The 21,613-nt window shown below is 66.8% G+C and carries 20 protein-coding genes and 1 tRNA gene; 16 read left to right on the top strand and 5 right to left on the bottom strand.

Annotated features, from left to right (window positions below; translation table 11 throughout):
• Window positions 1–3 precede the first annotated feature (3 nt).
• On the top strand, window positions 4–489 hold the full coding sequence (locus tag NZL82_RS11160) for a hypothetical protein (protein WP_261269837.1): 486 nt from the start codon (window positions 4–6) through the stop codon (window positions 487–489).
• Between the two features lies 1 nt (window position 490).
• Here the strand turns inward: NZL82_RS11160 and NZL82_RS11155 are convergent, their stop codons facing one another.
• Window positions 491–682, bottom strand: a complete 192-nt coding sequence (locus NZL82_RS11155) for a hypothetical protein (RefSeq protein WP_261269836.1) — start codon at window positions 680–682, stop codon at window positions 491–493.
• Between the two features lie 181 nt (window positions 683–863).
• Between NZL82_RS11155 and NZL82_RS11150 the strand changes: the two genes are divergently transcribed.
• Complete coding sequence (locus NZL82_RS11150; RefSeq protein WP_261269835.1) at window positions 864–1,226, top strand: hypothetical protein; 363 nt, start codon at window positions 864–866, stop codon at window positions 1,224–1,226.
• A 21-nt stretch (window positions 1,227–1,247) separates the two neighbouring features.
• On the opposite strand, the gene NZL82_RS11145 is transcribed toward NZL82_RS11150, so the two are convergent.
• Window positions 1,248–2,246, bottom strand: a complete 999-nt coding sequence (locus NZL82_RS11145) for a D-glycerate dehydrogenase (RefSeq protein WP_261269834.1) — start codon at window positions 2,244–2,246, stop codon at window positions 1,248–1,250.
• Window positions 2,247–2,369: 123 nt separating this feature from the next.
• On the opposite strand from NZL82_RS11145, the gene NZL82_RS11140 reads away from it, so the two are divergent.
• Window positions 2,370–2,870 (top strand): SH3 domain-containing protein, encoded by a 501-nt coding sequence (locus NZL82_RS11140; protein ID WP_261269833.1) that lies wholly within the window; start codon window positions 2,370–2,372, stop codon window positions 2,868–2,870.
• A 64-nt stretch (window positions 2,871–2,934) separates the two neighbouring features.
• On the opposite strand, the gene NZL82_RS11135 is transcribed toward NZL82_RS11140, so the two are convergent.
• Window positions 2,935–4,116: an acetyl-CoA C-acyltransferase gene (locus tag NZL82_RS11135; RefSeq protein ID WP_261269832.1), complete on the bottom strand. Its 1,182-nt coding sequence runs from the start codon at window positions 4,114–4,116 to the stop codon at window positions 2,935–2,937.
• 89 nt (window positions 4,117–4,205) lie between these two features.
• Here NZL82_RS11135 and NZL82_RS11130 point away from each other — a divergent pair, with 89 nt between their 5' ends.
• The 8 genes from NZL82_RS11130 (at window position 4,206) to NZL82_RS11095 (ending at window position 17,684) form a co-directional block, all read left to right on the top strand.
• Complete coding sequence (locus NZL82_RS11130) at window positions 4,206–4,967, top strand: A24 family peptidase (protein WP_261269831.1); 762 nt, start codon at window positions 4,206–4,208, stop codon at window positions 4,965–4,967.
• Window positions 4,964–5,386: a hypothetical protein gene (locus tag NZL82_RS11125; RefSeq protein WP_261269830.1), complete on the top strand. Its 423-nt coding sequence runs from the start codon at window positions 4,964–4,966 to the stop codon at window positions 5,384–5,386. The genes NZL82_RS11130 and NZL82_RS11125 overlap by 4 nt, the downstream gene beginning before the upstream one ends.
• Before the next feature lie 249 nt (window positions 5,387–5,635).
• Window positions 5,636–7,732, top strand: a complete 2,097-nt coding sequence (locus NZL82_RS11120; RefSeq protein WP_261270017.1) for an autotransporter assembly complex family protein — start codon at window positions 5,636–5,638, stop codon at window positions 7,730–7,732.
• Window positions 7,732–11,964 carry a translocation/assembly module TamB domain-containing protein gene (locus tag NZL82_RS11115; RefSeq protein ID WP_261269829.1) on the top strand — a complete coding sequence of 1,411 codons (4,233 nt, stop codon included), beginning with the start codon at window positions 7,732–7,734 and terminating at the stop codon, window positions 11,962–11,964. Before NZL82_RS11120 ends, NZL82_RS11115 begins: the two co-directional genes overlap by 1 nt.
• A gap of 73 nt (window positions 11,965–12,037) precedes the next feature.
• A complete protein-coding gene (argE, locus tag NZL82_RS11110; RefSeq protein WP_261269828.1) occupies window positions 12,038–13,207 on the top strand; it encodes an acetylornithine deacetylase in 1,170 nt (389 codons plus the stop codon).
• Between the two features lie 270 nt (window positions 13,208–13,477).
• Window positions 13,478–14,830, top strand: a complete 1,353-nt coding sequence (locus tag NZL82_RS11105; RefSeq protein WP_261269827.1) for an EAL domain-containing protein — start codon at window positions 13,478–13,480, stop codon at window positions 14,828–14,830.
• Window positions 14,817–17,228 carry an ATP-binding protein gene (locus tag NZL82_RS11100; protein WP_261269826.1) on the top strand — a complete coding sequence of 804 codons (2,412 nt, stop codon included), beginning with the start codon at window positions 14,817–14,819 and terminating at the stop codon, window positions 17,226–17,228. Before NZL82_RS11105 ends, NZL82_RS11100 begins: the two co-directional genes overlap by 14 nt.
• Before the next feature lie 66 nt (window positions 17,229–17,294).
• Window positions 17,295–17,684: a response regulator gene (locus NZL82_RS11095; protein WP_261269825.1), complete on the top strand. Its 390-nt coding sequence runs from the start codon at window positions 17,295–17,297 to the stop codon at window positions 17,682–17,684.
• Between the two features lie 28 nt (window positions 17,685–17,712).
• Here NZL82_RS11095 and NZL82_RS11090 read toward each other — a convergent pair whose 3' ends face one another.
• Complete coding sequence (locus tag NZL82_RS11090; protein ID WP_261269824.1) at window positions 17,713–18,561, bottom strand: class I SAM-dependent methyltransferase; 849 nt, start codon at window positions 18,559–18,561, stop codon at window positions 17,713–17,715.
• On the opposite strand from NZL82_RS11090, the gene NZL82_RS11085 reads away from it, so the two are divergent.
• From NZL82_RS11085 to NZL82_RS11065, 5 genes are all read left to right on the top strand, one after another.
• A complete protein-coding gene (locus NZL82_RS11085) occupies window positions 18,545–19,369 on the top strand; it encodes a ComF family protein (RefSeq protein ID WP_261269823.1) in 825 nt (274 codons plus the stop codon). The genes NZL82_RS11090 and NZL82_RS11085 overlap by 17 nt on opposite strands.
• A 31-nt stretch (window positions 19,370–19,400) precedes the next feature.
• Window positions 19,401–19,658, top strand: a complete 258-nt coding sequence (grxC, locus tag NZL82_RS11080; protein ID WP_261269822.1) for a glutaredoxin 3 — start codon at window positions 19,401–19,403, stop codon at window positions 19,656–19,658.
• Window positions 19,655–20,479, top strand: coding sequence for a carbon-nitrogen hydrolase family protein (locus NZL82_RS11075; RefSeq protein WP_261269821.1), 825 nt, complete (start codon window positions 19,655–19,657; stop codon window positions 20,477–20,479). Before grxC ends, NZL82_RS11075 begins: the two co-directional genes overlap by 4 nt.
• Window positions 20,476–20,907 carry a DUF1178 family protein gene (locus NZL82_RS11070; protein WP_261269820.1) on the top strand — a complete coding sequence of 144 codons (432 nt, stop codon included), beginning with the start codon at window positions 20,476–20,478 and terminating at the stop codon, window positions 20,905–20,907. The genes NZL82_RS11075 and NZL82_RS11070 overlap by 4 nt, the downstream gene beginning before the upstream one ends.
• Window positions 20,908–20,967: 60 nt before the next feature.
• Window positions 20,968–21,044: transfer RNA gene (locus NZL82_RS11065), tRNA-Arg, on the top strand.
• Window positions 21,045–21,198: 154 nt separating this feature from the next.
• Here the strand turns inward: NZL82_RS11065 and NZL82_RS11060 are convergent.
• Window positions 21,199–21,453, bottom strand: coding sequence for a helix-turn-helix domain-containing protein (locus NZL82_RS11060; protein ID WP_261269819.1), 255 nt, complete (start codon window positions 21,451–21,453; stop codon window positions 21,199–21,201).
• Window positions 21,454–21,613: the final 160 nt, after the last annotated feature.

The following is a 21,613-nucleotide window of genomic DNA, read 5'->3' as shown; positions in this document are numbered from 1 at the left end:
AGGATGACGCCGGAGCTCGACACGACGTTGCGAAGCGTCGCGGCGGCGATGGCGTCATTTCCCGAGGGTTGGTGGATGATCGGCAGCGCGGCCTTGGCGCTGCACGGCATTGAGGCCGGGCCGGTGAAGGATGTTGATCTGTTGGTCGACCTGTCGCTGGCACCGGCGGTGCTGGACCGGCTGGGCGTCGCGCCGCTGACACTGCCGCCCGATCCGCTGTTCCGTTCGGCGGTCTTCGCGCGATGGGATGTGCCGCGCGTTCCGGTCGAGATGATGGCGGGGTTTCAAGTCTCGGTGGGCGGCATTTGGCGTCCGGTCGAGCCGCGATCCCGCGAGCGGACGATGATCGGCGATGCCCTGCTGTTCGTACCGGATCGCTCCGAATTGTTGTCGCTGTTCCGCCTCTTCGGGCGCCCCAAGGACGCCGCGCGCATTGCCGCGCTGGAGAGGGCGGGAGTGAAGCCGAGCCCGGATTCTCCCGCCCGATAGCTCAGTCGGCGACGGTGCCGACCACCGCGCCCGCCGTGCCGCCGACCGCCGCACCCTTTTCCACGCTGCCACCGGTCGCCGCCGCGACCCCGGCGCCACCCGCACCACCGATCGCCGCGCCCTTCAGCGTCGAACAGGCCGAAGTCGACAGGGCGAGCGCGGTGAAGGTGAGGGCAATTGCCAGCTTTTTCATGATGGTAGCTCCTGTTGGAATGACAGGAGGGGAATGCAGCGACGAACCCTCGGTTCCGCGTCGCAACATTTTGATATGGAGCAAGGCACGGGGCTCCATTTTCGCCTGTCCGCTGTCTGCGCGTGAAGCAGTCTGTCGACGCGCGGTTGATCGGCCCAATCGCTTGTGTCAGGCGCAGGCCATGCAGTCAGACATGCGGGCGATCATCGCCGCCTCATCCCATGCGCTCGTGAAGGGCAGGAAAGTCGCCGGACTCTATGACCAGGCGGAGGACCGCCATCGTCGGATCGCGGCGGAAGCGCGGGGCGAGCATCTGCAGGGCTTCGACGGCGACCGTGGCGTGAAATTCGGCGGCACACTACCCGAAATTCAGGACAATGCTGCCGGGGGATCGATCCATTTCGAGATCGCGGATGGCGAGGCGCGCGGCTATGATCGCAGCAGCGCCGGCCATTTCACCTGCCGAATAGACGACGATCTGGTCCGGCTATACGATCACGCGGTCGGCGCGTGGTTTACATTCGGCGTCCAGACGGTCGACTGACGCAGGCGCGAGGGGACGGGCCTAAAGCCACCCCTCCAGCACTTGATCCGGCGGGCGGTGGCCATCGGCCCAGCTTCGGATATTGGCGATGACCCGCTCGCCCGAGGCCATGCGCCCCTCCAACGTCGCCGAGCCCATATGCGGGGTCATCACCACATTGGGGAGCGCGAGCAGGCGAGGGTCGATTTCCGGCTCGTGGCGCCAGACATCCAATCCCGCCCCCGCCAGCCGTCCCGCTTCCAGCGCGTCGACCATCGCATCCTCGTCGACGATGCCGCCCCGGCTGGCATTGATGAGGTAAACGTGACTGCGCATCAGGCCGATGCGGCGACGATCGATCAGGTCGTGGCTGTCGGCGTTGAGCGGCGTGTGGATCGACACGATGTCGACCGCGCCCAGCATCGTGTCGAGATCGGCGTGCCAGGTCGCGCCCAACTCCGCTTCGATGCTGGCGGGCAGGCGGCGGCGATTATGATAATGGATCGACAGGCCGAACGCGCGTGCGCGCCGCGCCACGGCCTGTCCGATCCGCCCCATGCCGACGATGCCCAGCGCCTTGCCGCCGATCCGGTGGCCCAGCATCCCTCCGGGGCTCCACCCCTTCCAGGCGCCCGACCGGACCAGCTTCTCCCCCTCGGCCAGGCGGCGTGGAACCGACAGGATCAGCGCCATGGTCATGTCGGCAGTGTCCTCGGTCAGGACGCCCGGTGTGTTGGTGACGATGATACCGCGCGCGCGTGCCGCGCGAAGGTCGATATGGTTCACGCCCGCGCCGAAATTGGCGATCAGCTTCAGCCGGGGGCCAGCCTGGGCGATCAGATCGGCATCGATCGCATCGGTGACGGTGGGAACCAGCACGTCGCATTCCGCCACCGCCTGGACCAGCTGATCGCGGCTCCATTTCTCGTCGGTGCGGTTCAGATGCGTGTCGAACAGCGCGGCCATCCGGTCCATGATCGGATCGGGCAGTTCGCGGGTGACGACCACCCTGGGGTTCAGGCAGCGGCGCGGATCGACCATGGCCACGGGATTGCGGCAAGCCCGGCACCGCGTCAACCGGCGATGCGGCGGCGGAACATGGTTGAAGCATCCCCCCGCCTCGTCGTAGAGCCCGGAAACAGCGGGCGAGAAGAAGGAAACAGGATGCGCAGGTCCATGATCGGACTGGCCTTGGCGGCGGTGACGGTGACGATGGGGCCGGTCGCGTCGGTCGCATCCGCCGCGCCCGAGAAGCGGGCCATGCCCTATTATGGTTCGATCGGCGCGTCGCTGGCGCGGATGCGGACCGGCCCCGCGCGTGCCTATCCCGCCAGCTGGACCTATCGCCGTCCCGATCTTCCGGTGAAGGTCGTCGCCGCGTTCAAGGAATGGCGCAAGGTGCAGGACCCCGATGGGACTGAGGGGTGGATGCTCGCCGTCCTCCTGCGGAACACGCGCACCGCGATCGTGCGCGGGTCCGAACCCTTGCCGATGCGCTCCGCACCCAATGACACGGCCAAGACGCTATGGCGCGCGGCCCCCGGCGTCGTCGGGCGGTTGAGCGAATGCAATGGCGGCTGGTGCCGGCTGGACGTGAAGGGGCAGGCAGGCTTCGTGCCGGTCGGGAGCCTGTGGGGCGTCGAGCCCGGCGAAACGCTGCCGTAAAAGCCAGGCGGTCGCTGGCGGCCCTGCCCGCCCCCTCCGCCTGCGCGAGGGGGACGGAGAGCCCTTACATCAACTCCACCGCCATCGCGGTGGCCTCGCCGCCGCCGATGCATAGCGAGGCCATGCCCCGCCGCGCGCCCTTCGTTTCCAGGGCGGAGAGCAGAGTCGCCAGCACCCGCGCGCCGCTCGCCCCGATCGGGTGGCCCAGCGCACAGGCGCCGCCATGGACGTTCAGCCGGTCGTGCGACAATCCCATGTCGTGCATCGCGATCATCGCGACCGCCGCAAAGGCTTCGTTGACCTCGTAGAGATCGGCATCACCCGTCGACCAGCCCGCCCGGTCCAGCGCCTTGCGCATCGCGAAGACGGGCGCGGTCGTGAAGCGCGCGGGCGCATGGGCATGGGCGGCATGCGACACGATCCGCGCGATCGGGGTAAGGCCCAGCCGATCCGCGACGCTTGCCCGCGTCATCACCAGTGCCGCCGCACCGTCCGAGATGGACGACGCATTGGCCGCCGTGATCGTGCCGTCCTTGGCGAAAGCGGGCTTCAAGGTCGGGATCTTCGCCGGATCACCCTTGGCGGGTTGTTCGTCGAGCGTGATCCGTTCCTCGCCCTTGCGGGTCTTGACGGTGACCGGCACGATTTCCCGGTCGAACGCGCCCGAACCCTGCGCCGCCTTGGCGCGTTCCAGCGATGCGATGGCGAAATCGTCCTGCGCCGCCCGCGTGAACTGATAGTCCTGCGCCGCCTCCTCGGCGAAATGCCCCATCAGCCGCCCGCGCTCATAGGCGTCCTCCAGCCCGTCGAGGAACATATGGTCATAGAGCGTGTCATGCCCGATCCGCGCCCCGCTCCGATGCTTGTGGCTGAGATAGGGGGCGTTCGTCATGCTCTCCATGCCGCCCGCGACGATCATCTCGGCGGAACCCGCCGCCAGCGCTTCGGCGGCCATGATCGCGGCCTGCATGCCCGATCCGCACATCTTGTTGACGGTGGTCGCCTCGACATGCTCGCCCAGCCCGGCGAAGATCGCCGCCTGCCGCGCCGGGGCCTGGCCCAGACCGGCGGGCAGGACGCAACCCATATGGATGCGCTCGATGGCGGCGGGATCGACGCCCGCGCGCTCGACTGCACCCTTGACCGCCGCCGCGCCCAGTTGGGTCGCGGACAGGCTCGACAGGCTTCCCTGGAACGACCCCATGGGGGTGCGGGCATAGGACAGGATGACGATGGGATCCGTCATGGCGCATACTCTCCGATCGATATGTTTTGCCGCGGCCTTACGCCTTTTGCCCGTGGCGCGCAAAGGGGCGGCGGAGTAGGGGCGACGCCATGACGTTCGGGGCGGCATCGGGACTTTGGGCCTGTATCTATGGAGTGGCGGGGGCGATCATCGGGTCGTTCATCGCGGCCCTGGTGCTGCGCTGGCTGGACGATCGATCGGTGCTGTCGGGGCGTTCCGCCTGCGACGGATGCGGCAAGACGTTGCGCGCCTGGGAACTGATACCGATCGTCAGCGCCGTCATCCTGCGCGGGCGCTGCGCGCGCTGCGGACAGCGTATCGATCCGGTGCATATCCGCGTCGAGCTTCTGGCCGTCCTGGTCGGCGCGGTGGCAGGTTGGCTGGCGGGGCCGGACGGCTGGACGGGCGCGATGTTCGGCTGGTCGTTGCTGGCCCTGGCCTCGCTCGACGCGCTGGCCTTGTGGTTGCCCGATCGCTTGACCGCATGGCTGGCGGGGACGGGCCTGGTGACCGGAGCGCTCGGCTTCGCGCCGCTGCTGGGGGACCGGATCGTCGGGGGGCTGGCCGGTTTCGGCGCGCTCTGGGCCGTTGCCGCTGGCTATCGCCGATGGCGCGGGCGAGAGGGGATGGGCGGCGGCGATCCCAAGCTGCTGGGGGCGATCGGGCTGTGGCTGGGCTGGCGGATGCTGCCGGCCGTGCTGTTGGCGGCATGCCTGATCGGGCTGGGCCATGTGCTGGTCCGCCGGATGCTGGGCGCGCGGATCGCGGGGGACGACATGGTGCCGCTGGGGCTGTTGCTGGCGGTGGCGGCTTACCCGTGCTGGCTGTTGATGATAGCATCGGCGCCATGATGGTTTCGCCTCTCCTCGCCCTGGCGCTGATGCAAGCGCAGGTCGCCGTTCCGACGCCCGGAACCCTGCCGCGCCAGCAATTGCCGGAACGGGGATGCGCCGCCTATCTGTGGACGGTGCAGGATCAGCGCTTCGTCGCGATGGTCGAGCCGACGCGGCTGCGGCTGTCGCTGGACGGCAAGGTGATCGATCTGGCGGCGACCGAGGCGGCGGGGGGCGGCGCGCTCGGGCTGGCGAGCAGCACGCGCTATGCCGGTAACGGCGTCAGCGCGACCGTGACCATGACGATCGCGCAACGCGAAACATTGCAGGACGGCGCCATCGTCTCCGACGCCAGCCTGAGCATCGCCCGCACGGGGCAGGACGAGATCATCGTACCCGTTGGCGGGCTGGTCGGCTGCGCCCCGACGCCAAGATGACGATATTAAGGGAACCCTGGCTGACCTTGTGGCGTTTGGGAGAGGCTGGGGGATCGATCCGAACGACGGAAGACCTTTGAGCGGAAAGGGGTTTCTAACGGCGTGGCGGGACGGATTGGCAGACATTACTGGCTCGCGGTCGCGCTGATTGCTCCCTCATCGCTTACTTCCCCGGCTCTCGGGCAATTGTCGAAGCCCGGTACCGCGCCGGCCCAGGGGCCCAGCGTGCCGAAGGATCAGCGCGAGGGAATGGCCGATCCGCAGGCCAATGCCCCGATCGTTCCCGATGCCCAATTCAACGCCGCGCTGCCCCCGTTGAGCGGCGACATCAACGCGCCGCTGGAGCCCATGTCGACCATGGCGACGACCCAGCCGCAGACGCAGACCATCCCCGCGCCCCAGACTGCGACCCCGCTGCCCACGACGCCGCTGCCCACGACCCCGCTGCCAAGCGCACAGACCGCCCAGCCTTTGGCCACCGGCGAAGCGATCGGCCCGGTCGACCCCGAAGACCCGCAACTGGCCCAACCCCTCACCCCGCTCAGCAACTTCGACTCCACGCCGCTCCAGACCGCCGCCGACCCCAAGGGCGAGCGGGCACCGGACATACGCTATGATATGGAAGTCCGCGGGCTGGCCGATCTGAACTTGGACGACGAGTTCAAGGGCTTGTCATCGCTGCGCGAGGGCAAGGGCAAGGCGGCCAATGCGACCCAGGTGTCCGCCCGTGCGCGCGAGGACGAGCAGTTGGCGATCCGACTGATGAAGTCGCTCGGCTATTATGATGCGACCGCCGTCTCCACCCTGCAGCGCGAACAGCAGGGCGAGGGCGAGGCGGGCCGGTTGAAGGTCGTGCTGACCGCGACGCCGGGGCGGCTCTATCGCCTGTCGTCGATCACGGTGAATGCGCAGGCGACGACGCCACCCGATCTGGTGCGCTCCAACCTGCCGCTCAAGGTAGGTGACCCCATCGAGGCCGCCCGCATCCAGGGGGCGGAGGCCAATGTCAGCCTCGTCCTGCCGCAGCGCGGCTATCCCTTCGTCAAGGTCGGCGACCGCGACATATTGCTCGAGGATCAGGGGCCGGAACCGGTCGGGGCCTATACCCTGCCCGTCGATACGGGGCCACGCTCGGCCTTTGGCAAGCTGACCACGACCGGCGATCAGGTGTTCGACCTGAACCATTTGAATGTCTTCCCGCGCTTCGATGAGGGAGAGCTGTACGACTCGCGACTGACCGACGATCTGCGCAATGCGCTGGTCGCGACCGGCCTGTTCAACGGCGTCGCGGTCGAGCCCAAGCGGACCGGGCGGATCAACCCCGACGGCACCGAGGCGATCGACCTTCAGGTCACCCAGACCAAGGGCCCCGCACGGACCCTGTCGGGTGAAGGCGGCTATTCGACCGGGCAAGGCGTGCGCTTGCAGGGCAGCTTCACCAACCGCAACGCCTTCAAACCCGAAGGCGCGCTGATCGCGTCGATCATCGCGGGTACCCAGGAACAGGGGCTCAGCGGCACCTTCCGTCGCTCCAATGCCGGGCGGCGCGACCGGACGTTTCAGGTCATCGCTTCGGCCAGCCACCAGAATTACGACGCGTTCGATGCGTTCATCGGCACGGTCGCCTTCCGCTGGAGCTATGACTCGACGCCGATCTGGCAGAAGAAGTTCACCTATGCCTTTGGCGGCGAGCTGACCGGCACGAACGAAAGCGTCTATGATTTCACGCGTGGCGAACGGGTGCGCGGCACCTATGGCATCGCCGCCATTCCGGGGCAGGTGGTGTTCGACCAGTCCAATGACCTGCTCAACCCGACACGCGGCTATCGCCTGAAACTGAATCTCAGCCCCGAAACCTCGGTGCGCGGTGCGGTGCGCCCCTATGCGCGGACGATGGTGGAGGGGACCTTCTATTATCCCTTCAACGACAGCCTCGTCATTGCGGGTCGGGCGCGGGCGGGGGCGATCTTCGGGATCGACCGCAACGATCTGGCTCCGTCGCGGCGCTATTATGGCGGCGGCGGCGGTTCGGTACGCGGCTATGGCTTCCAGCGGCTGGGCCCGTTCGATCCGCAGGGCAATCCGGTCGGCGGGCGCAGCCTGAACGAGTTTGCGCTGGAGGCGCGCTATCGCTTCGGCAATTTCGGCATCGTGCCGTTCGTCGATGCGGGCAACAGCTATGAAAGCACGCTTCCGACGGGCAAGGATCTACGCTTCGGCGCCGGTGTCGGCGGGCGCTTCTACACCAATTTCGGGCCGTTGCGCGTCGATGTCGCGACCCCGCTGAACCCGCGTCCGGGTGACGGCAAGGTGGCCCTGTATATCTCGATCGGGCAGGCTTTCTGATGGCGGACGAACAGATCATGTCGTCCGAGCCCGCCACCGAGACCGTCGTCGTGCGTCGCCCCTTGTGGCAGCGGGTGCTCAAATGGATCGGCTTCACGATCCTGGGGCTGATCCTGCTGGTCGGGGCGATCCTGCTGGGCATCAACACCGATCCGGGTCGCCGCTTCGTCGCGGACCAGCTGGGCGGTTACACCACGGCGTCGGGGCTGAACATCAAGGTCGGGCGGATCGAGGGTTCGCTCTATGGCCGGATGAGCCTCGTCAACCTGCGGGTCAGCGATCCCAAGGGCGTGTTCCTGTCGAGCCCGCGGCTGGACGTGGACTGGCGGCCGTTCGCCTATACCAACAATCATATCGATGTCCGCTCGCTGACCGCTAACCTCGTCACGCTGGCGCGCAAGCCCGAGTTGAAGCAGACGCCGAGCGATCCGAACGCGCCGCTGCTCCCCGATCTCGACATCGACGTGAACCGGCTGGCCGTGCAGCGCTTCGTGATCGGCGCGCCGGTGACGGGGCAGCGCCATGTGCTGGCGATCGACGGCAAGGTGCATATCGCGGACCGGCGAGCGCAGGTGACCGCCAGCGCCGACGCGCTGCGCGGGCCCGGTATCGCGGGCGGCGACCGGCTGCGCCTGGTACTCGACGCGGTGCCCGATGCCGACCGGCTGGCGGTGGATGTGAAGCTGACCGCGCCGACCGGCGGTGTCGTCGCGTCCATGGCCGGGTTGAAGGCTCCGCTGACCCTGTCGGTCGATGGGCGTGGCGGTTGGAAGGCTTGGCAGGGGCGCGCCATCGCGACTTTGGGCGGCGGCGAACTCGCCAATCTGAACGCTACCGCGCGCAACGGCCATATCGAGGTGCGCGGACTGACCCGCCCCGGCCTGTATCTGGAAGGTCCGGTCGAACGACTGACCGCCCCCGCACTGCAGGTCGCGATCGACACTACGCTGAACGAGCGGCGCGCGGATACGCGGATGAAGCTGCGTTCCTCGGCCTTGATGGTCGATGCGGGCGGTATCCTCGATCTGGCGAACAGCCAGTTCGGCAATTTCGCGGTCGATGCCAAGCTGCTGACGCCAGGGGCGATCGCGCCCAATCTGACGGGCCGCGACGTGCTGGCGCGCGTGGTGCTGAACGGCGCGTTCGCGACTCCGACGGTGGACTACAAGATCCGCGCGGCGGCGCTGGGATTTGGCGAAACCTCGGTCCAGAATCTCTATGCCGAGGGTCTGGCCAAGGTGAATGCCGACCGAATCCTGGTGCCCGTCAAGGCGCGGGCGAAGCGGATCGCGGGGCTGAACGCGGCGGTGGGCGGGCTCACCAACAATGTCGCGATCCAGGGCGATTTCGCGATCGCCATGCCCAATATCCTGTCGGATAACCTGCGTATCCGGTCGGACAATATCGATGCCACGGCGGTCGTCGTCGCGAACCTGTCGACCGGGCGCTACACCGGTGCCCTCAAGGGCCGGGTGAACAATTATCGGGTCGAGAGTATCGGCATCATCAACCTGACCACGGATGCCAATCTGGTCGCGACACCGACCGGCTTCGGGATAAAGGGCCGGGTGGTCGCGCGGACGCAACAGATCTTCAACGAGGGTGCGCGCAATTTCCTGGGCGGGAATGCGATCATTCGCGCCGATGTCGAATATAGCCCCGAAGGCATCGTGACGTTCAGCGGCCTGCGGCTGGCCGCGCCACAATTCCGCGTGACGCGCGGTAGCGGACGCTACAACCCGGCCAATGGCGCGCTGGCGGTGGAGGCGGATGCCTATTCCAACCAATATGGCCCGATCACCGCAAGGGTGACGGGATCGCAGACCAACCCGGTCATCGTGCTGCGCGCGGCCAAGCCCGGCGTCGGCGTCGGGCTGGCCAACCTTCAGGCACGGGTCGTCGGACGGAACGGCGCCTATGCGGTGAACGCCAGCGGCGACACCAATTACGGGCCGTTCACCGCCAATGTGCTGGTCAGCACGGGGCGGCAGCTGGCGATCGACATACGCAGCCTGGTCTTTGCCGGGATCAACACCACTGGGCGAGTCGTGCAGACCGCCGCCGGGCCCTTCGCGGGTGCACTGCAATTCGCCGGGCAGGGGATCACCGGGCGGGTCCAACTGGCCGATCAAGGCGGCAACCAGCGCGCCGATGTGGCAGCTCGGGCCTATAATGCGCGCGTGCCCGGCATGGTCGACTTCACCATCGGCCGCGCCATCGTCAACGCCAGCATCGTCATGCTGCCGAACGCGCCGCAGATCGTCGCCGACGCGCAACTGGCCGACACCCGCTATGGCGAGGTCGTCATTCAGTCGGCCCGCGCCAAGGTGAACTATACCGGCGGGCGCGGCACGGCGCAGGCGGTGCTGACCGGATCGTCGAGCATCCCGTTCAACGTCGCGCTCAATGCGCGCCTGTCCCCCAATGATTATCTGATCGCGGCGAAGGGGCAGGCCAACGGCATCGCCTTCCGCACGACCAACCCGGCGCGGGTGCAGAATGTCGCCGGCGAGTGGCGGCTGATGCCGACCCGCATCGATCTGGGACAGGGATCGGTGCGCGTCGCCGGATCCTATGGCAACGGCATGAAGGTACAGACCCGCCTCGACCGTCTGGACATGTCGATCCTCGACGCCTTCGTCCCCAATCTGGGCATTTCGGGGCAGGCCAGCGGCGCGCTGGACTTCACCCAGGCGCAGGGCGCCAGCTTCCCGGCGGCCGAGGCCCGGCTGACCATCGCCAATTTCCGGCGCACCGGTCTGGCGGCAGTATCGGAGGCGGTGGACATCGTCTTTGCCGGACGCCTCGTGCCCGACGGTGGCGAAGCGCGTGCGCTGATCCGGCGTGGGCAGACAGTGGTCGGCCGCATGGTCGCCACCTTGCGTCCGCTGCCGCCGGGCAATGGCGGCTGGGTCAACCGGCTGATGCAGGCTCCGCTGTCGGGCGGTATCCGCTATAACGGCCCGTCCGCGGTGCTCTTCTCCTTCGCGGCGCTGCCCAACCAGCAGTTGAGCGGACCGATCGCGGTGGCCGCCGACTTCTCCGGCCGGGTTTCCGCGCCGCAGTTGAACGGCCTGATCCGCGCCGACAATCTGACCTATGACAATGAGGCCTATGGTACTCGGCTGAGCAACATGCAGCTTGCGGGCCGCTTCTCCAATGACCGGTTGGAAATCACCCGGCTCCAGGCCAAGGCGGGAGAGGGCAGCATCCAGGCGCAGGGCACGATCGGTCTGGCGGCGGATAGCGGTTATCCGATCGACATCCGAGCGCAGCTCAACAATGCCCGTCTGGCCGACAGCGATGCGCTGGCCGCCACGACCAGCGGCACGATCCGCCTGACCCATAATCGTGACGGCGGCCTGATCCAGGGCGATTTGACCGTGCCCAATGCCCGCTATCAGATCATCCGCCAGGGCCAGGCCGAGGTACCCGAGTTGACCGGCGTACGCCGTCGCAGCGAGATTCGTACCCCGCGTCCGACCGATCGTCCGGCACCCACGCCGCCGCCGGGGCTGTTCCGCCTCGACCTGCGGGTGCGCGCGGACAACCAGCTGTTCGTCTCCGGCATGGGGCTGGAGTCCGAATGGGAGATGGACCTGCGTATCGGCGGCACCAGCGCGGCGCCAACGATCAATGGTGGGCTTGATCTGGTACGCGGCACCTACAGCTTCGCGGGCAAGCGGTTCGAGGTGAATCGTGGCACGATCCGCTTCCGGGGCGGCGCGCTGACCGATCCTGACATCAATATCCAGGCCACCACGACCACCGACGGGATCACCGCGGTCATCAACGTGACCGGCACCGGCCAGCGTCCGCAGATCAGCTTCACCTCAACGCCGACCCTGCCGCAGGACGAGGTGCTCAGCCGGTTGCTGTTCGGGACCAATCCGGAGAATCTGTCGGCGACCGAGGCGATCCAACTGGCCGCCGCGCTCAACTCGCTGCGCGGGTCTGGCGGCGGCGGGCTGAACCCGCTGGGTAAGCTGCGCTCGGCCACTGGGTTCGACCGGTTGCGCGTGCTGGGCGCGGACGAGGCGACCGGGCGGGGCACCAGCCTGGCGGCGGGCAAGTATCTGACCGACAATATCTATGTCGAGATCGTGACCGATGCGCGCGGCTTCACCGCCACCCAGTTGCAGATCGCACTGACCCGCACGCTCAGCCTGTTGACCCAGACCGGATCGTTCGGTGGGTCCGCGGCATCGTTGCGCTACTCGCGCGACTTCTGACTTCCATGATGAAACCCCGCCGGAATGATTCGGCGGGGTTTCACCGGATTGTCACATCGGGCAGGATGCCGGCATGACCCCGGACCAGCTCTCCGCCCAGGCCACCGCCATATTGGCCGACCTGATCGCCATCGACACCACGTCGCGCGAATCCAACCTCGACCTGATCGCCTATGTCGAGCGGCATCTGGCGGGGTTCGGTGTTACCGGGCGGAGGGTCTTCAACGCGGACGCCAGCAAGGCCAATCTCTATGCCACCGTCGGGCCGATGGAGCCGGGTGGTGTGGTCCTGTCGGGCCATAGCGATGTGGTGCCCGTCGATGGTCAGCCCTGGACCAGCGACCCCTGGCGATTGACCCGGCGCGGCGACCGGCTGTTCGGGCGGGGCACCTGCGACATGAAAGGTTTTCTCGCCTTGTCGCTCGCACTGGCACCACATGTCGCGCGTGCGGGCGCGCGGCGTCCACTGCATCTGGCGATCTCCTATGATGAAGAGGTCGGCTGTCTGGGCGCACCGTCGATGATCGCCGAGATCGCTCGCGAGCTTCCCTCGCCCGCTGCCGTGGTTGTGGGCGAGCCGACCGAGATGGTCGTGGTAAGTGGTCATAAGGGGATCGCGACCTGGAACGTCACGGTGACGGGGCATGAGGCACATTCCAGCCTGACCCATTTGGGCGCGTCGGCCAATATGGTCGCCATCCGGCTGATGCAGCAGCTTGCCGATCTGGCCGACCGGCTGACGGGGGAAGGGGACCCGCACAGCCCCTTCTGCCCCCATCACGCCACGCTGACCATCGGGCAGATGGCGGGCGGCACCGCCGTCAACATCCTGGCGCGCGAATGTCGGTTCGTCTTCGATCTGCGGACGTTGCCGGGGCAGGAGCCGGAGGCGGTGCTGGCACCCTTCTTCGCCGCCTGCACGGAGGCCGATGCGGCGCTTCGCCTACGCTTTCCCGGGGCTGGCGTGTCGGTGGAGCGACGGTCGCGTACGCCCGCTTTCGCGCCGGAAAGGGACGGAGTGGCGGAACGGCTGGCGCGGGGCTGGGCGGGGGACAATGGTCCGGCGCGCGCGGTGCCCTATGCGGCGGAGGCCGGGCAATTTCAGGGGGCGGGTTTCTCGACGGTCATCTGCGGGCCAGGTTCGATCGCTCAGGCGCATCAACCGGACGAATATATCGAGGTGGCTCAGATGGAGCGCGGCGCTGCCTTCATGCTGCGGCTGGCGGATGACCTAAAAATCTAACCGTCAGGAAGTCGGCATTTCAACCAAAAGTCATGGGGCGATCCGGCTTCGTCGCCAGGGATCGCCCCATGGCATATCTGATTACCAAGGGCGCATGGTCTCGCCGTAGATCAGTGCGATGATGAACTTCAGCACGGATAGTCTCCCTCGTTGGCGCCCGTTTCGAAAAGCGCGGAGATATGGTTAATATAGAATTAACCAAGAGGCAATGGGTAACTGATCCGGCAACGGATTGAGAACGCCCGTAAAAGGAGGTTAACACCTTCTTCAGTGATCGCGATTACATTTGAGGTGGTGAACGACACTCCTCCTCGAATCGCCGCCAGCGCCGCTGAGCCGAACGGCCTTCCTACCGGCGCCATGGCGGCGGGGGGTGTAGTGGATCCGCAATGGCAGTTCCTGATCCTACTTGCGGTCGGCAATTTCACGATCCTGCGACGGCGCTTCGGGCGCGTGCATTTCGCCGCCCTGGTCGAGATGGTGGCCGCGCGTTTGGCCGCGGCTTTTCCCGATGGCGTCATCCGCCCGACGGCACCGGCACAGATTGAAATCATGATGCTGGCCCCGGTCCGCGATGTGCTGGAAGAGCATCTCGCGGCGATGAGCGCCTTGTTGTCCGAACCTTTTGAAGTGGCCGGCGAGCGATGCCGTATCGAGCCGGTTCTGGGCGCGGCGGTGACGACGGTGCCGCATGACGACGATATCCGCCTGTTGGAAAATGCCGAACAGGCCTTGGCCGACGCGCATATCGAATCGAGGCCCGTGGTGCGTGAGATGGCGGCGCGCGCCGACCGCCTCGACCGCATCGCGCTGGCCCGCGATCTCAGCCAGGCGGTCGAGCACGATGGCCTCTATGTCGAATATCAGCCCAAGGTCCATGTCCGTCAGCAACGGATTTGCAGCATCGAGGCACTGTTGCGCTGGCGGCATCCGACCTATGGCATGATCTCGCCGATGGAATTCATTCCGGTGGCGGAGGAGTCGCGCACCATCGCGGCGCTGACGCTATGGACGCTCCGCCGGGTGATCGCCGACCAGCGGTGCCTCAAATGCGCGGGTCATGACCTGAGGGTCTATGTCAACATCTCGGGCATGTTGTTGAGCGATCAGAATTTCGTGCGCGAGGCCTGCGCGCTGGTGACCGATAGCGGCGCCAGTATCGGGTTCGAGATCACCGAAACCTCGGTAATCCGCGATCCGGACAGCGCGATGGCGAATCTGCAGGTGTTCGTCGATATAGGGATCACCATTGCGATCGACGATTATGGCGCGGGACTGTCCTCGCTGTCCTATCTCAAGCAGTTGCCCGCTTGCGAACTCAAGATCGACAAGCTGTTCATCACCCAATTGACCAGTTCCAACCGCGATCCCCTGATCGTCCGGTCGACCATCGATCTGGCCCATGCGCTGGAAATGGAAGTGGTGGCGGAAGGGGTCGAAACCCCGGCCGCGCTCGCCCTGCTCAGCGTCATGGGGTGCGATATGGTCCAAGGCTATCTGATCAGCCGTCCGATCGGGTTGGATGCGCTGACCCATTTCCTGGCGGAACAGGGGCATGAGGCCGCCGTGGCATTGTCCCGGCCGACGCCCTTTGCCCGCTTGGTAGCGAATGCGCGCGGTTAGGATCGGATTGATCGTCGCAGCCTTGCTCGCGGCGGGACTCGAGTCGGGCGCGCGCGGAGCGAAGGGGCCGCAACCCCTGTTCGATCGTGCGATCGAGGCGGCCAAGGCCGAGATGCTCCGCGATCCGGCGGCCGCCGTTCGAAAGGCCGAAGGCGCGCGCCAATCCGCTGCGCAGATCGTGGATGCCGACCAGCGAGCGCTGGCCTTCGCGACCGCAGACTGGCTACGTGGCGAGGGCGCGCTCCGGCTTGGAGACGGTCAAAGGGCCCGTGCGGCCATTGCCGAAGCGTTGACTACCGCGCATCGACTGGCCCCCCGATCCGATCTGTATGGCAATGTCCTTTTGTCCAAGGGCAGCCTGGATACCGACAACGGCAATATCTCCGCCGCCCTTCAGTCCTTTCAAACGGCGTACCGGGTCTTTCAACATCTGAACGATCCACGCGGTCAGGCGCGGGCGCTCGTCCAGATGGCGAACCTGTATATCAACGGCAAGGATTTCGCGTCCGCGCTGCGTTATCTGGAACAGGCGCGTGCCGCCTATCAGGGGGACGACGCCCTGCGAATGGTCGTGCTCAACAACCGTTCGCTGACCCTTGGCGAGTTGGGACGCCCAGAAGATGCACTGGCTCAGTTGCGGGAGGCAGGGGCGCTGGCGCAGCAGCTCAATAGTCCCCCGATGCTGGCGCAGGTATGGCGCAATATCGCGCGCAGCGAATTGCGCCTGGGGCGCGTCGAGGCGGCAGAAGCATCGATCGCGCGTGCGCGGCGTGCCGATCCCGAAGACGCGCGTGCGCTGGATAGCATCGCAGCGCAGGTCGCATTCCAGCGCAACAGATTCGACGAGGCCGCGCGGCTGATCGATCGCAGTTTCGAAGGCGTCGATACCCTTCAGACCGGCATTTCGTTCAGGGATGCGCATCAGAGCGCCTACCAAATCTACGCAGCCATAGGTCGGACGGCGGACGCCCTGCGCCATCTGGAGGCGCTGAAGCGGATCGACGACGAGGCCACCCGCCTTGCGACCTCCACCAGCCTCGCCCTGATGGGCGCCCGGTTCGACTTCGCCAACCAGGAGTTGCGGATCGCCCGGATGAAGGCTGCCGACCTGCAACGCAATATCGCCTTCGAACGCGAGCAGTTGCGCACCGAGCGGATCATCCTGATCGGCTCGGTTGCGGCGATCATCGTGGTATTGGCGCTGCTGGGCATCTGGCTGGTCACGCTGGGTCGCAGCCGCAACCGCATCCGCGCGGCGCATGGCGATCTGGCGGTGACCAACGACCGGCTGGAAAAGGCGCTGGCGGTCAAGACCGAGTTCCTGGCGACCACCAGCCACGAGATCCGCACGCCGCTCAACGGCATTCTGGGTATGACCCAGATCATGCTGGCCGACGCCGCGCTGCCCGGCGATCAGCGCGAGCGGGTGGAGGTGATGCACGGCGCGGGCATGACCATGCGCGCGCTGGTCGATGATCTGCTGGACGTGGCCAAGATCGAGAATGGCCGCATGACACTGGAGCGCGCGCCCTTCGATCTGGCGGCCACGGTCCGTGACGCGTCGCGTCTGTTCGAGGGGCAGGCGGAGGCCAAGGCGATCGGCTTTTCGGTCGACCTGTCCGACTGTCCCGCGACGGTGCTGGGCGACTCGGCGCGTATCCGGCAGATCGTCTTCAACCTTTTGTCCAACGCGCTGAAATTCACCGCCTCGGGCCGGGTGACGCTGTCGGCGGAGCGGACGACGGACGGCGTTGCGATCCGTGTCACCGACAGCGGCATCGGCATATCGCCCGACAAGCAGGAGGAGATATTCGAGGCATTCCGCCAGGCGGACGCCAGCACTACGCGGCATTTCGGCGGCACCGGGCTGGGGCTGGCGATTTGTCGGCGACTGGCACGGGCGATGGGCGGCGACGTGACGGTGGAGAGCATGGTGGGGCAGGGATCGACCTTCACCCTGACGCTGTCGCTGGAGGAACTGGCCGTCGAGCCGGCGTCCGAGCGTCCCATCGTCCTGATCCTTGATCGCAACCCGATCCGGCGGGCGATGTGGACCAAGCTGTGTGACCCGCATGCCGCCGCCACCTTCGTCGGCGACGCGGACGAGGCGGTCGCGCGTCTGGGCGAAGGGGGTATCGCGCGCCTGCTGATCGACGATAGCGCGATTCGTGATGCCGATGGCCGCCCGATCCTGTCTCCGATCGAGACGGGCGTTTCCTCGCAAATCCCGACTTTCCTGTTGTGGCCGGAATCGGAGCCTTTGGAGAGGAACGAATATTTTGCCTCCGGGTTAATTGAGGTTATCGCAAAACCGGTCTCGGGGGTTGAGGTGATGCACAAGATGTTTGGCACCTCACCGCAAACCGCCGCCACGCCACTTGTAACGCAAGCGGCATGATCGCTAGGGCGGGATTATGATCTGCGTCATGACCGGAATGGGATGCGATACGGGGAAAGGACGCCGATGAACGTCCTTTTCATCGAGGATGATCGCATGAACCGCCGGGTGGTCCGCGATATGCTCGACGTGGCGGGCGCCAATATGGCTGAAGCGGAAAATGCCGAGATCGGCCTCGCGATGATCGAGCGCGATTCCTATCATATGATCCTGATCGATCTGCGGATGCCGGGCATGGATGGTATCACCGCCATTCAGCAGATCCGGGCCCGTGGCGATGCCAAGGGCGAAGTGCCGATCATCGTTGTCACTGCTGATAGCGGCGTCGACCTGCGCGAACGCTGTATGACGGCGGGGGCCGATGACGTCATCGTCAAGCCGGTGGCGATGGACCAGTTGTTCGAGGCGATGGGCCGCATCCTGGCGGGGGATCGCGGCGGCGCGATGATCGGCTGATCGCCTCCGCGCCGGACAGGCTTTCTATCTAGCTCGCCACATCCGGTTTGGGGCGCAGCGCATCGGCCAGCGACGCGGTCGCGCTGCCCCGCTTGGCGGGGAGCGGTTGCGAAGGGTCGGGGGCCCAGCCGGTCAGGAAGATCAGGTTGAACTGTTCCGACACCCGCCCATCGGGGTCGGCCATATCTGCAAAGGCCGCCGCCGCCGCCGCCAGTGCCGCACGGCCGATCGGCCGCCGCTCGGCCAGCATATTGCTGCTGCCCATGCCGCGCAGATCGCCCAGCAGCCGCCCGAAGTCGCGGTAGCGCACCTCCAGCGTCTCGATATCCGCGACGGGCAGGGTAAAGCCCGCCCGCATCAGCAAATCCCCCGCCGAACGGACATCGACCTGCGGATGGAGCCGCGCGACCGGCCGCTCGGCCTCCGCCACGCGCAACGCCGCGCGCAGCCGGGGGAGCGAACCGCCGCCCACGAACGCGCCGAGGAACAGTCCATCGGGGCGCAGCACCCGCCGGATCAGCGTCAGTGCGCCGGGCACGTCATCGATCTGATCGAGCACGCCCGCGCTGACCACCAGATCGAAGCTGCGATCCGCGAAGGGCAGACGATCCTCATCTCCCTGCACCCCGCCCGCCGCATGTGCGAACGCAAAGCCGGGGTCCAGCCGCGCGACCCGCGCGCCCGGCGGCGCCTGGAAGCCGCCGTCGAAGCAGCCCAGATCCAGAATGTCGCGAAACGGCCGCGTGACCGCATCCAGTCGCTCGGCAAGGCCATCCAGCATGGCCGCGCGCAGAAAGTCGTGCGCGGCGAAATCCGGCTGTGCGCGGTCGCGGCGGAGACGGCGGGCGTTACGGTCGAAGATGGTCGGGCTGTTCACCCGCGCGCTTGTGCGCGCTTGTGCGATCGGGAACAAGTCGAACCCGATGGGCGGGCAGGCGAAATGGCAGGGATTCGCGCCGGGCGGGTGGCTGGCCGGGGCGGTCCGCTGGGCCCTGCCGCCGCGCTGTCCGGGCTGTGCCGAGCCGGTCGAGGCGGATCATCGCTTCTGCGCCTCTTGCTGGGGACGGTTGCGGTTTCTGGACGGGGCGGGCTGCGTGCGTTGTGGCCTGCCGGTCGCGGAGGGCCATGGTGGGGGAGGCTGGTGCGGAACCTGTCTCGCCGATCCGCCGCGCCATGCCGGTATCCATGCCGCGGTCGCTTATGGTCCGATCGCGCGCGAATTGCCGATCCGCCTGAAACATGGCGGCCGGATTGGCGTGGCGGAGACCATGGCCGGGCCCATGGCGCGGTTGATGCCCGAACGGGCCGATCTGCTGATCCCGGTGCCGTTGCATCGCTGGCGGCTGTGGCGACGGGGGTTCAATCAGGCGGTGCTGATCGGTGCGGGCGTGTCGCGGCGGACCGGCGTTCCGCTGCTGCGCGACGGGTTGGAGCGGGTTCGCGCGACGCCGTTGCTGCGCGGCCTGTCGCCCCGTGCACGGCGGGCGGCGGTGACATCGGCCTTTCGCGCGCCCGACCCGGCGGCGGTGGCGGGGCGCCACGTCGTGCTGATCGACGATGTGTATACGACGGGTGCGACGGCGGGCGCCTGTGTCCGCGTGCTGCTGGCGGCGGGGGCGGCATCGGTGGCGATCCTGTGCTGGGCGCGGGTCGTCGATCATGACGCAACGGACCCCGACGATTGACAAGCGCGCCCACGCGCCACACCTGAGGGGGATGGCAAAGGTCGAAATCTACACCAAGGCGTTCTGTCCCTATTGCACCCGGGCCAAGGCGCTGCTCGCTTCCAAGGGCGTCGAGCCGGAGGAATTTGACATCAGTATGGGTGGTCCCAAGCGCGCCGAGATGATCGAGCGCGCCCATGGACGGACCACCGTGCCGCAGATTTTCATCGACGGACAGCATATCGGCGGTTCGGACGATCTGGCCGCGCTCGACAAACGCGGAGGGCTGGACCCGCTTCTGTCCGCATGACCGCCATCGCGGTTCTCCAGATGACGGCGGGAATCGAACCTGCCGCCAATGCCGATACGCTGGAACGCGCCATCGCCGAGGCGGGGGCGGGGGGCGCGGCGATGCTGTTCACGCCCGAAATGTCGGGGCTGATCGACCGCGATAAAGCGCGTGCGGCAGAGCATCTGATGTCGGAGGACCGCGATCCCGTCCTGGCGAGGGTGCGTTCGGCGGCGGCGGCGCATGGTTTGTGGGTTCATCTCGGCTCGCTCGCGGTGCGGCGCGAGGATGGGCGGCTGGCCAATCGCAGCTATGTCATCGACGATCGGGGCGACATTCGTGCCCGCTATGACAAGATGCACCTGTTCGACGTCGATCTGCCCAGCGGCGAAAGCTGGCGGGAATCGGCCTCCTATGCACCGGGCGAGCGGGCGGTGGTGGTCGATACGCCGGTCGGGCGGCTGGGGCTCGCCATTTGTTACGATATGCGCTTTCCCGCGCTGTTCGCCGCGCTGACGGAGGCGGGGGCTACCTTGCTGTCGGTGCCCGCCGCCTTCACCCGGCCCACCGGTGCGGCGCATTGGCATGTGCTGCTGCGCGCGCGCGCGATCGAGGCGGGGGTGCATCTCGTCGCCGCCGCGCAGACAGGCGAGCATCAGGACGGCCGCGCTACCTATGGCCATTCGCTGGTGGTCGGACCTTGGGGCGAGGTGTTGCTCGATATGGGCGAGGCGGCGGGTCTCGGCTTTGCCGCCATCGATTCGGCACAGGTCGATGCGGTCCGCCAGCGCCTGCCCGCCATCCGCCATCGCCGCCCTATCCCACCGGTGGGCCAGTCATGATCGTCTTCGACCTGCGATGCGCGCAGGGCCATGTGTTCGAGGCCTGGTTCGCCTCATCCGCCGCCTATGCCGACCAGCGCGAGGGCGGGCAGGTGGAATGTCCGCTCTGTGGCGATCGCAACATCGAGAAGGCGGTCATGGCCCCCCAGATCGCCGCCAAGGGCAATAGTCGTCCCGACACCGCGTCCCCGCAGGCGATCCGTGCCGCGCTGGAGCAACTGGCGGGGCAGCAGGCCAGGATGCTGGAGAAATCCACCTGGGTCGGGACCGCCTTCGCCGATCAGGCCCGCGCGATGCACGAGGGCGAGGCCCCGGTCGCGCAGATCCATGGCCAGGCCAGCCTGGCCGAGGCCAAGGCGCTGGTCGAGGACGGCGTACCGGTCGCGCCCTTGCCCTTTCCGGTGGTGCCGCCCAAGCAGGTGAACTGAGCCGCCGTCAAACCACTCTGGACCATGCCGTCCGTCCCGAGTATCACCGCCGCCGCGTGGGGCCCCGTAGCTCAGCAGGATAGAGCATCAGATTCCTAATCTGGGGGCCACTGGTTCGAATCCAGTCGGGGTCACCACGCAATGCCAGTAAAGTGTCTGAATTTTTTGGGTTTTTCTGATCGCATCTCCCGCGGACTCCCTCTTCCGTTCCCACATTTTGTTGCGACTAGAGCTGAATGCTGGCGAACGGAGTCGGTCAAACGACCTCTCCCGATAGGCTCTTGCGCCAGTTCAAAGATCGAGGTCTATCTGCTCTGGGCGCATGTATGGCGGTGCCGCGACATAGCCCTCAGCTGCCAAGCGCTGCAGCGACTCTACGTGCACCAGTCGTCGCCGGCCGATCTTGACGGTGGTGATCTGACCGGCCGCGACCAACTCGTAGAAGCGAGTGCGTCCGATGCCGATCATAGCAAGCGCCACCTTCACCGTGACGGTGAGAGGGTGCCGTGTGGTAATGGCGCCAGCTGGCTCCCGAATGTCCTTCATGTACCAGACTCCTAGCAGGGAGGCTGGTGGGCTCTGCGACACACGCAACTTAGTGCTGCGCGACAATCAAGGTGAGAACAGCGCGACAATCTAGATGAGAATGGCGGGGGTGTGTCTGTCGGGACGAGGGGCGAAGCCCCGAGGAGCGACAGACACACCC

The organism is Sphingomonas sp. LC-1 (assembly GCF_025371035.1).
Lineage (GTDB): Bacteria > Pseudomonadota > Alphaproteobacteria > Sphingomonadales > Sphingomonadaceae > Sphingomonas > Sphingomonas sanguinis_E.
Note: the sequence above shows the minus strand (reverse complement) of the source record. Positions and strands in the feature narration are given on the sequence as shown.

Excerpts from the sequence above, each read along its gene's own strand:
- NZL82_RS11160 (WP_261269837.1), top strand. The coding sequence starts at position 4 with ATGACGCCGGAGCTCGACACGACGTTGCGAAGCGTCGCGGCGGCGATG.
- NZL82_RS11155 (WP_261269836.1), bottom strand. The coding sequence starts at position 682 with ATGAAAAAGCTGGCAATTGCCCTCACCTTCACCGCGCTCGCCCTGTCG.
- NZL82_RS11150 (WP_261269835.1), top strand. The coding sequence starts at position 864 with ATGCAGTCAGACATGCGGGCGATCATCGCCGCCTCATCCCATGCGCTC.
- NZL82_RS11145 (WP_261269834.1), bottom strand. The coding sequence starts at position 2,246 with ATGGTCGATCCGCGCCGCTGCCTGAACCCCAGGGTGGTCGTCACCCGC.
- NZL82_RS11140 (WP_261269833.1), top strand. The coding sequence starts at position 2,370 with ATGCGCAGGTCCATGATCGGACTGGCCTTGGCGGCGGTGACGGTGACG.
- NZL82_RS11135 (WP_261269832.1), bottom strand. The coding sequence starts at position 4,116 with ATGACGGATCCCATCGTCATCCTGTCCTATGCCCGCACCCCCATGGGG.
- NZL82_RS11130 (WP_261269831.1), top strand. The coding sequence starts at position 4,206 with ATGACGTTCGGGGCGGCATCGGGACTTTGGGCCTGTATCTATGGAGTG.
- NZL82_RS11125 (WP_261269830.1), top strand. The coding sequence starts at position 4,964 with ATGATGGTTTCGCCTCTCCTCGCCCTGGCGCTGATGCAAGCGCAGGTC.
- NZL82_RS11120 (WP_261270017.1), top strand. The coding sequence starts at position 5,636 with ATGGCCGATCCGCAGGCCAATGCCCCGATCGTTCCCGATGCCCAATTC.
- NZL82_RS11115 (WP_261269829.1), top strand. The coding sequence starts at position 7,732 with ATGGCGGACGAACAGATCATGTCGTCCGAGCCCGCCACCGAGACCGTC.
- argE (WP_261269828.1), top strand. The coding sequence starts at position 12,038 with ATGACCCCGGACCAGCTCTCCGCCCAGGCCACCGCCATATTGGCCGAC.
- NZL82_RS11100 (WP_261269826.1), top strand. The coding sequence starts at position 14,817 with ATGCGCGCGGTTAGGATCGGATTGATCGTCGCAGCCTTGCTCGCGGCG.
- NZL82_RS11095 (WP_261269825.1), top strand. The coding sequence starts at position 17,295 with ATGAACGTCCTTTTCATCGAGGATGATCGCATGAACCGCCGGGTGGTC.
- NZL82_RS11085 (WP_261269823.1), top strand. The coding sequence starts at position 18,545 with ATGGTCGGGCTGTTCACCCGCGCGCTTGTGCGCGCTTGTGCGATCGGG.
- grxC (WP_261269822.1), top strand. The coding sequence starts at position 19,401 with ATGGCAAAGGTCGAAATCTACACCAAGGCGTTCTGTCCCTATTGCACC.
- NZL82_RS11075 (WP_261269821.1), top strand. The coding sequence starts at position 19,655 with ATGACCGCCATCGCGGTTCTCCAGATGACGGCGGGAATCGAACCTGCC.
- NZL82_RS11070 (WP_261269820.1), top strand. The coding sequence starts at position 20,476 with ATGATCGTCTTCGACCTGCGATGCGCGCAGGGCCATGTGTTCGAGGCC.
- NZL82_RS11060 (WP_261269819.1), bottom strand. The coding sequence starts at position 21,453 with ATGAAGGACATTCGGGAGCCAGCTGGCGCCATTACCACACGGCACCCT.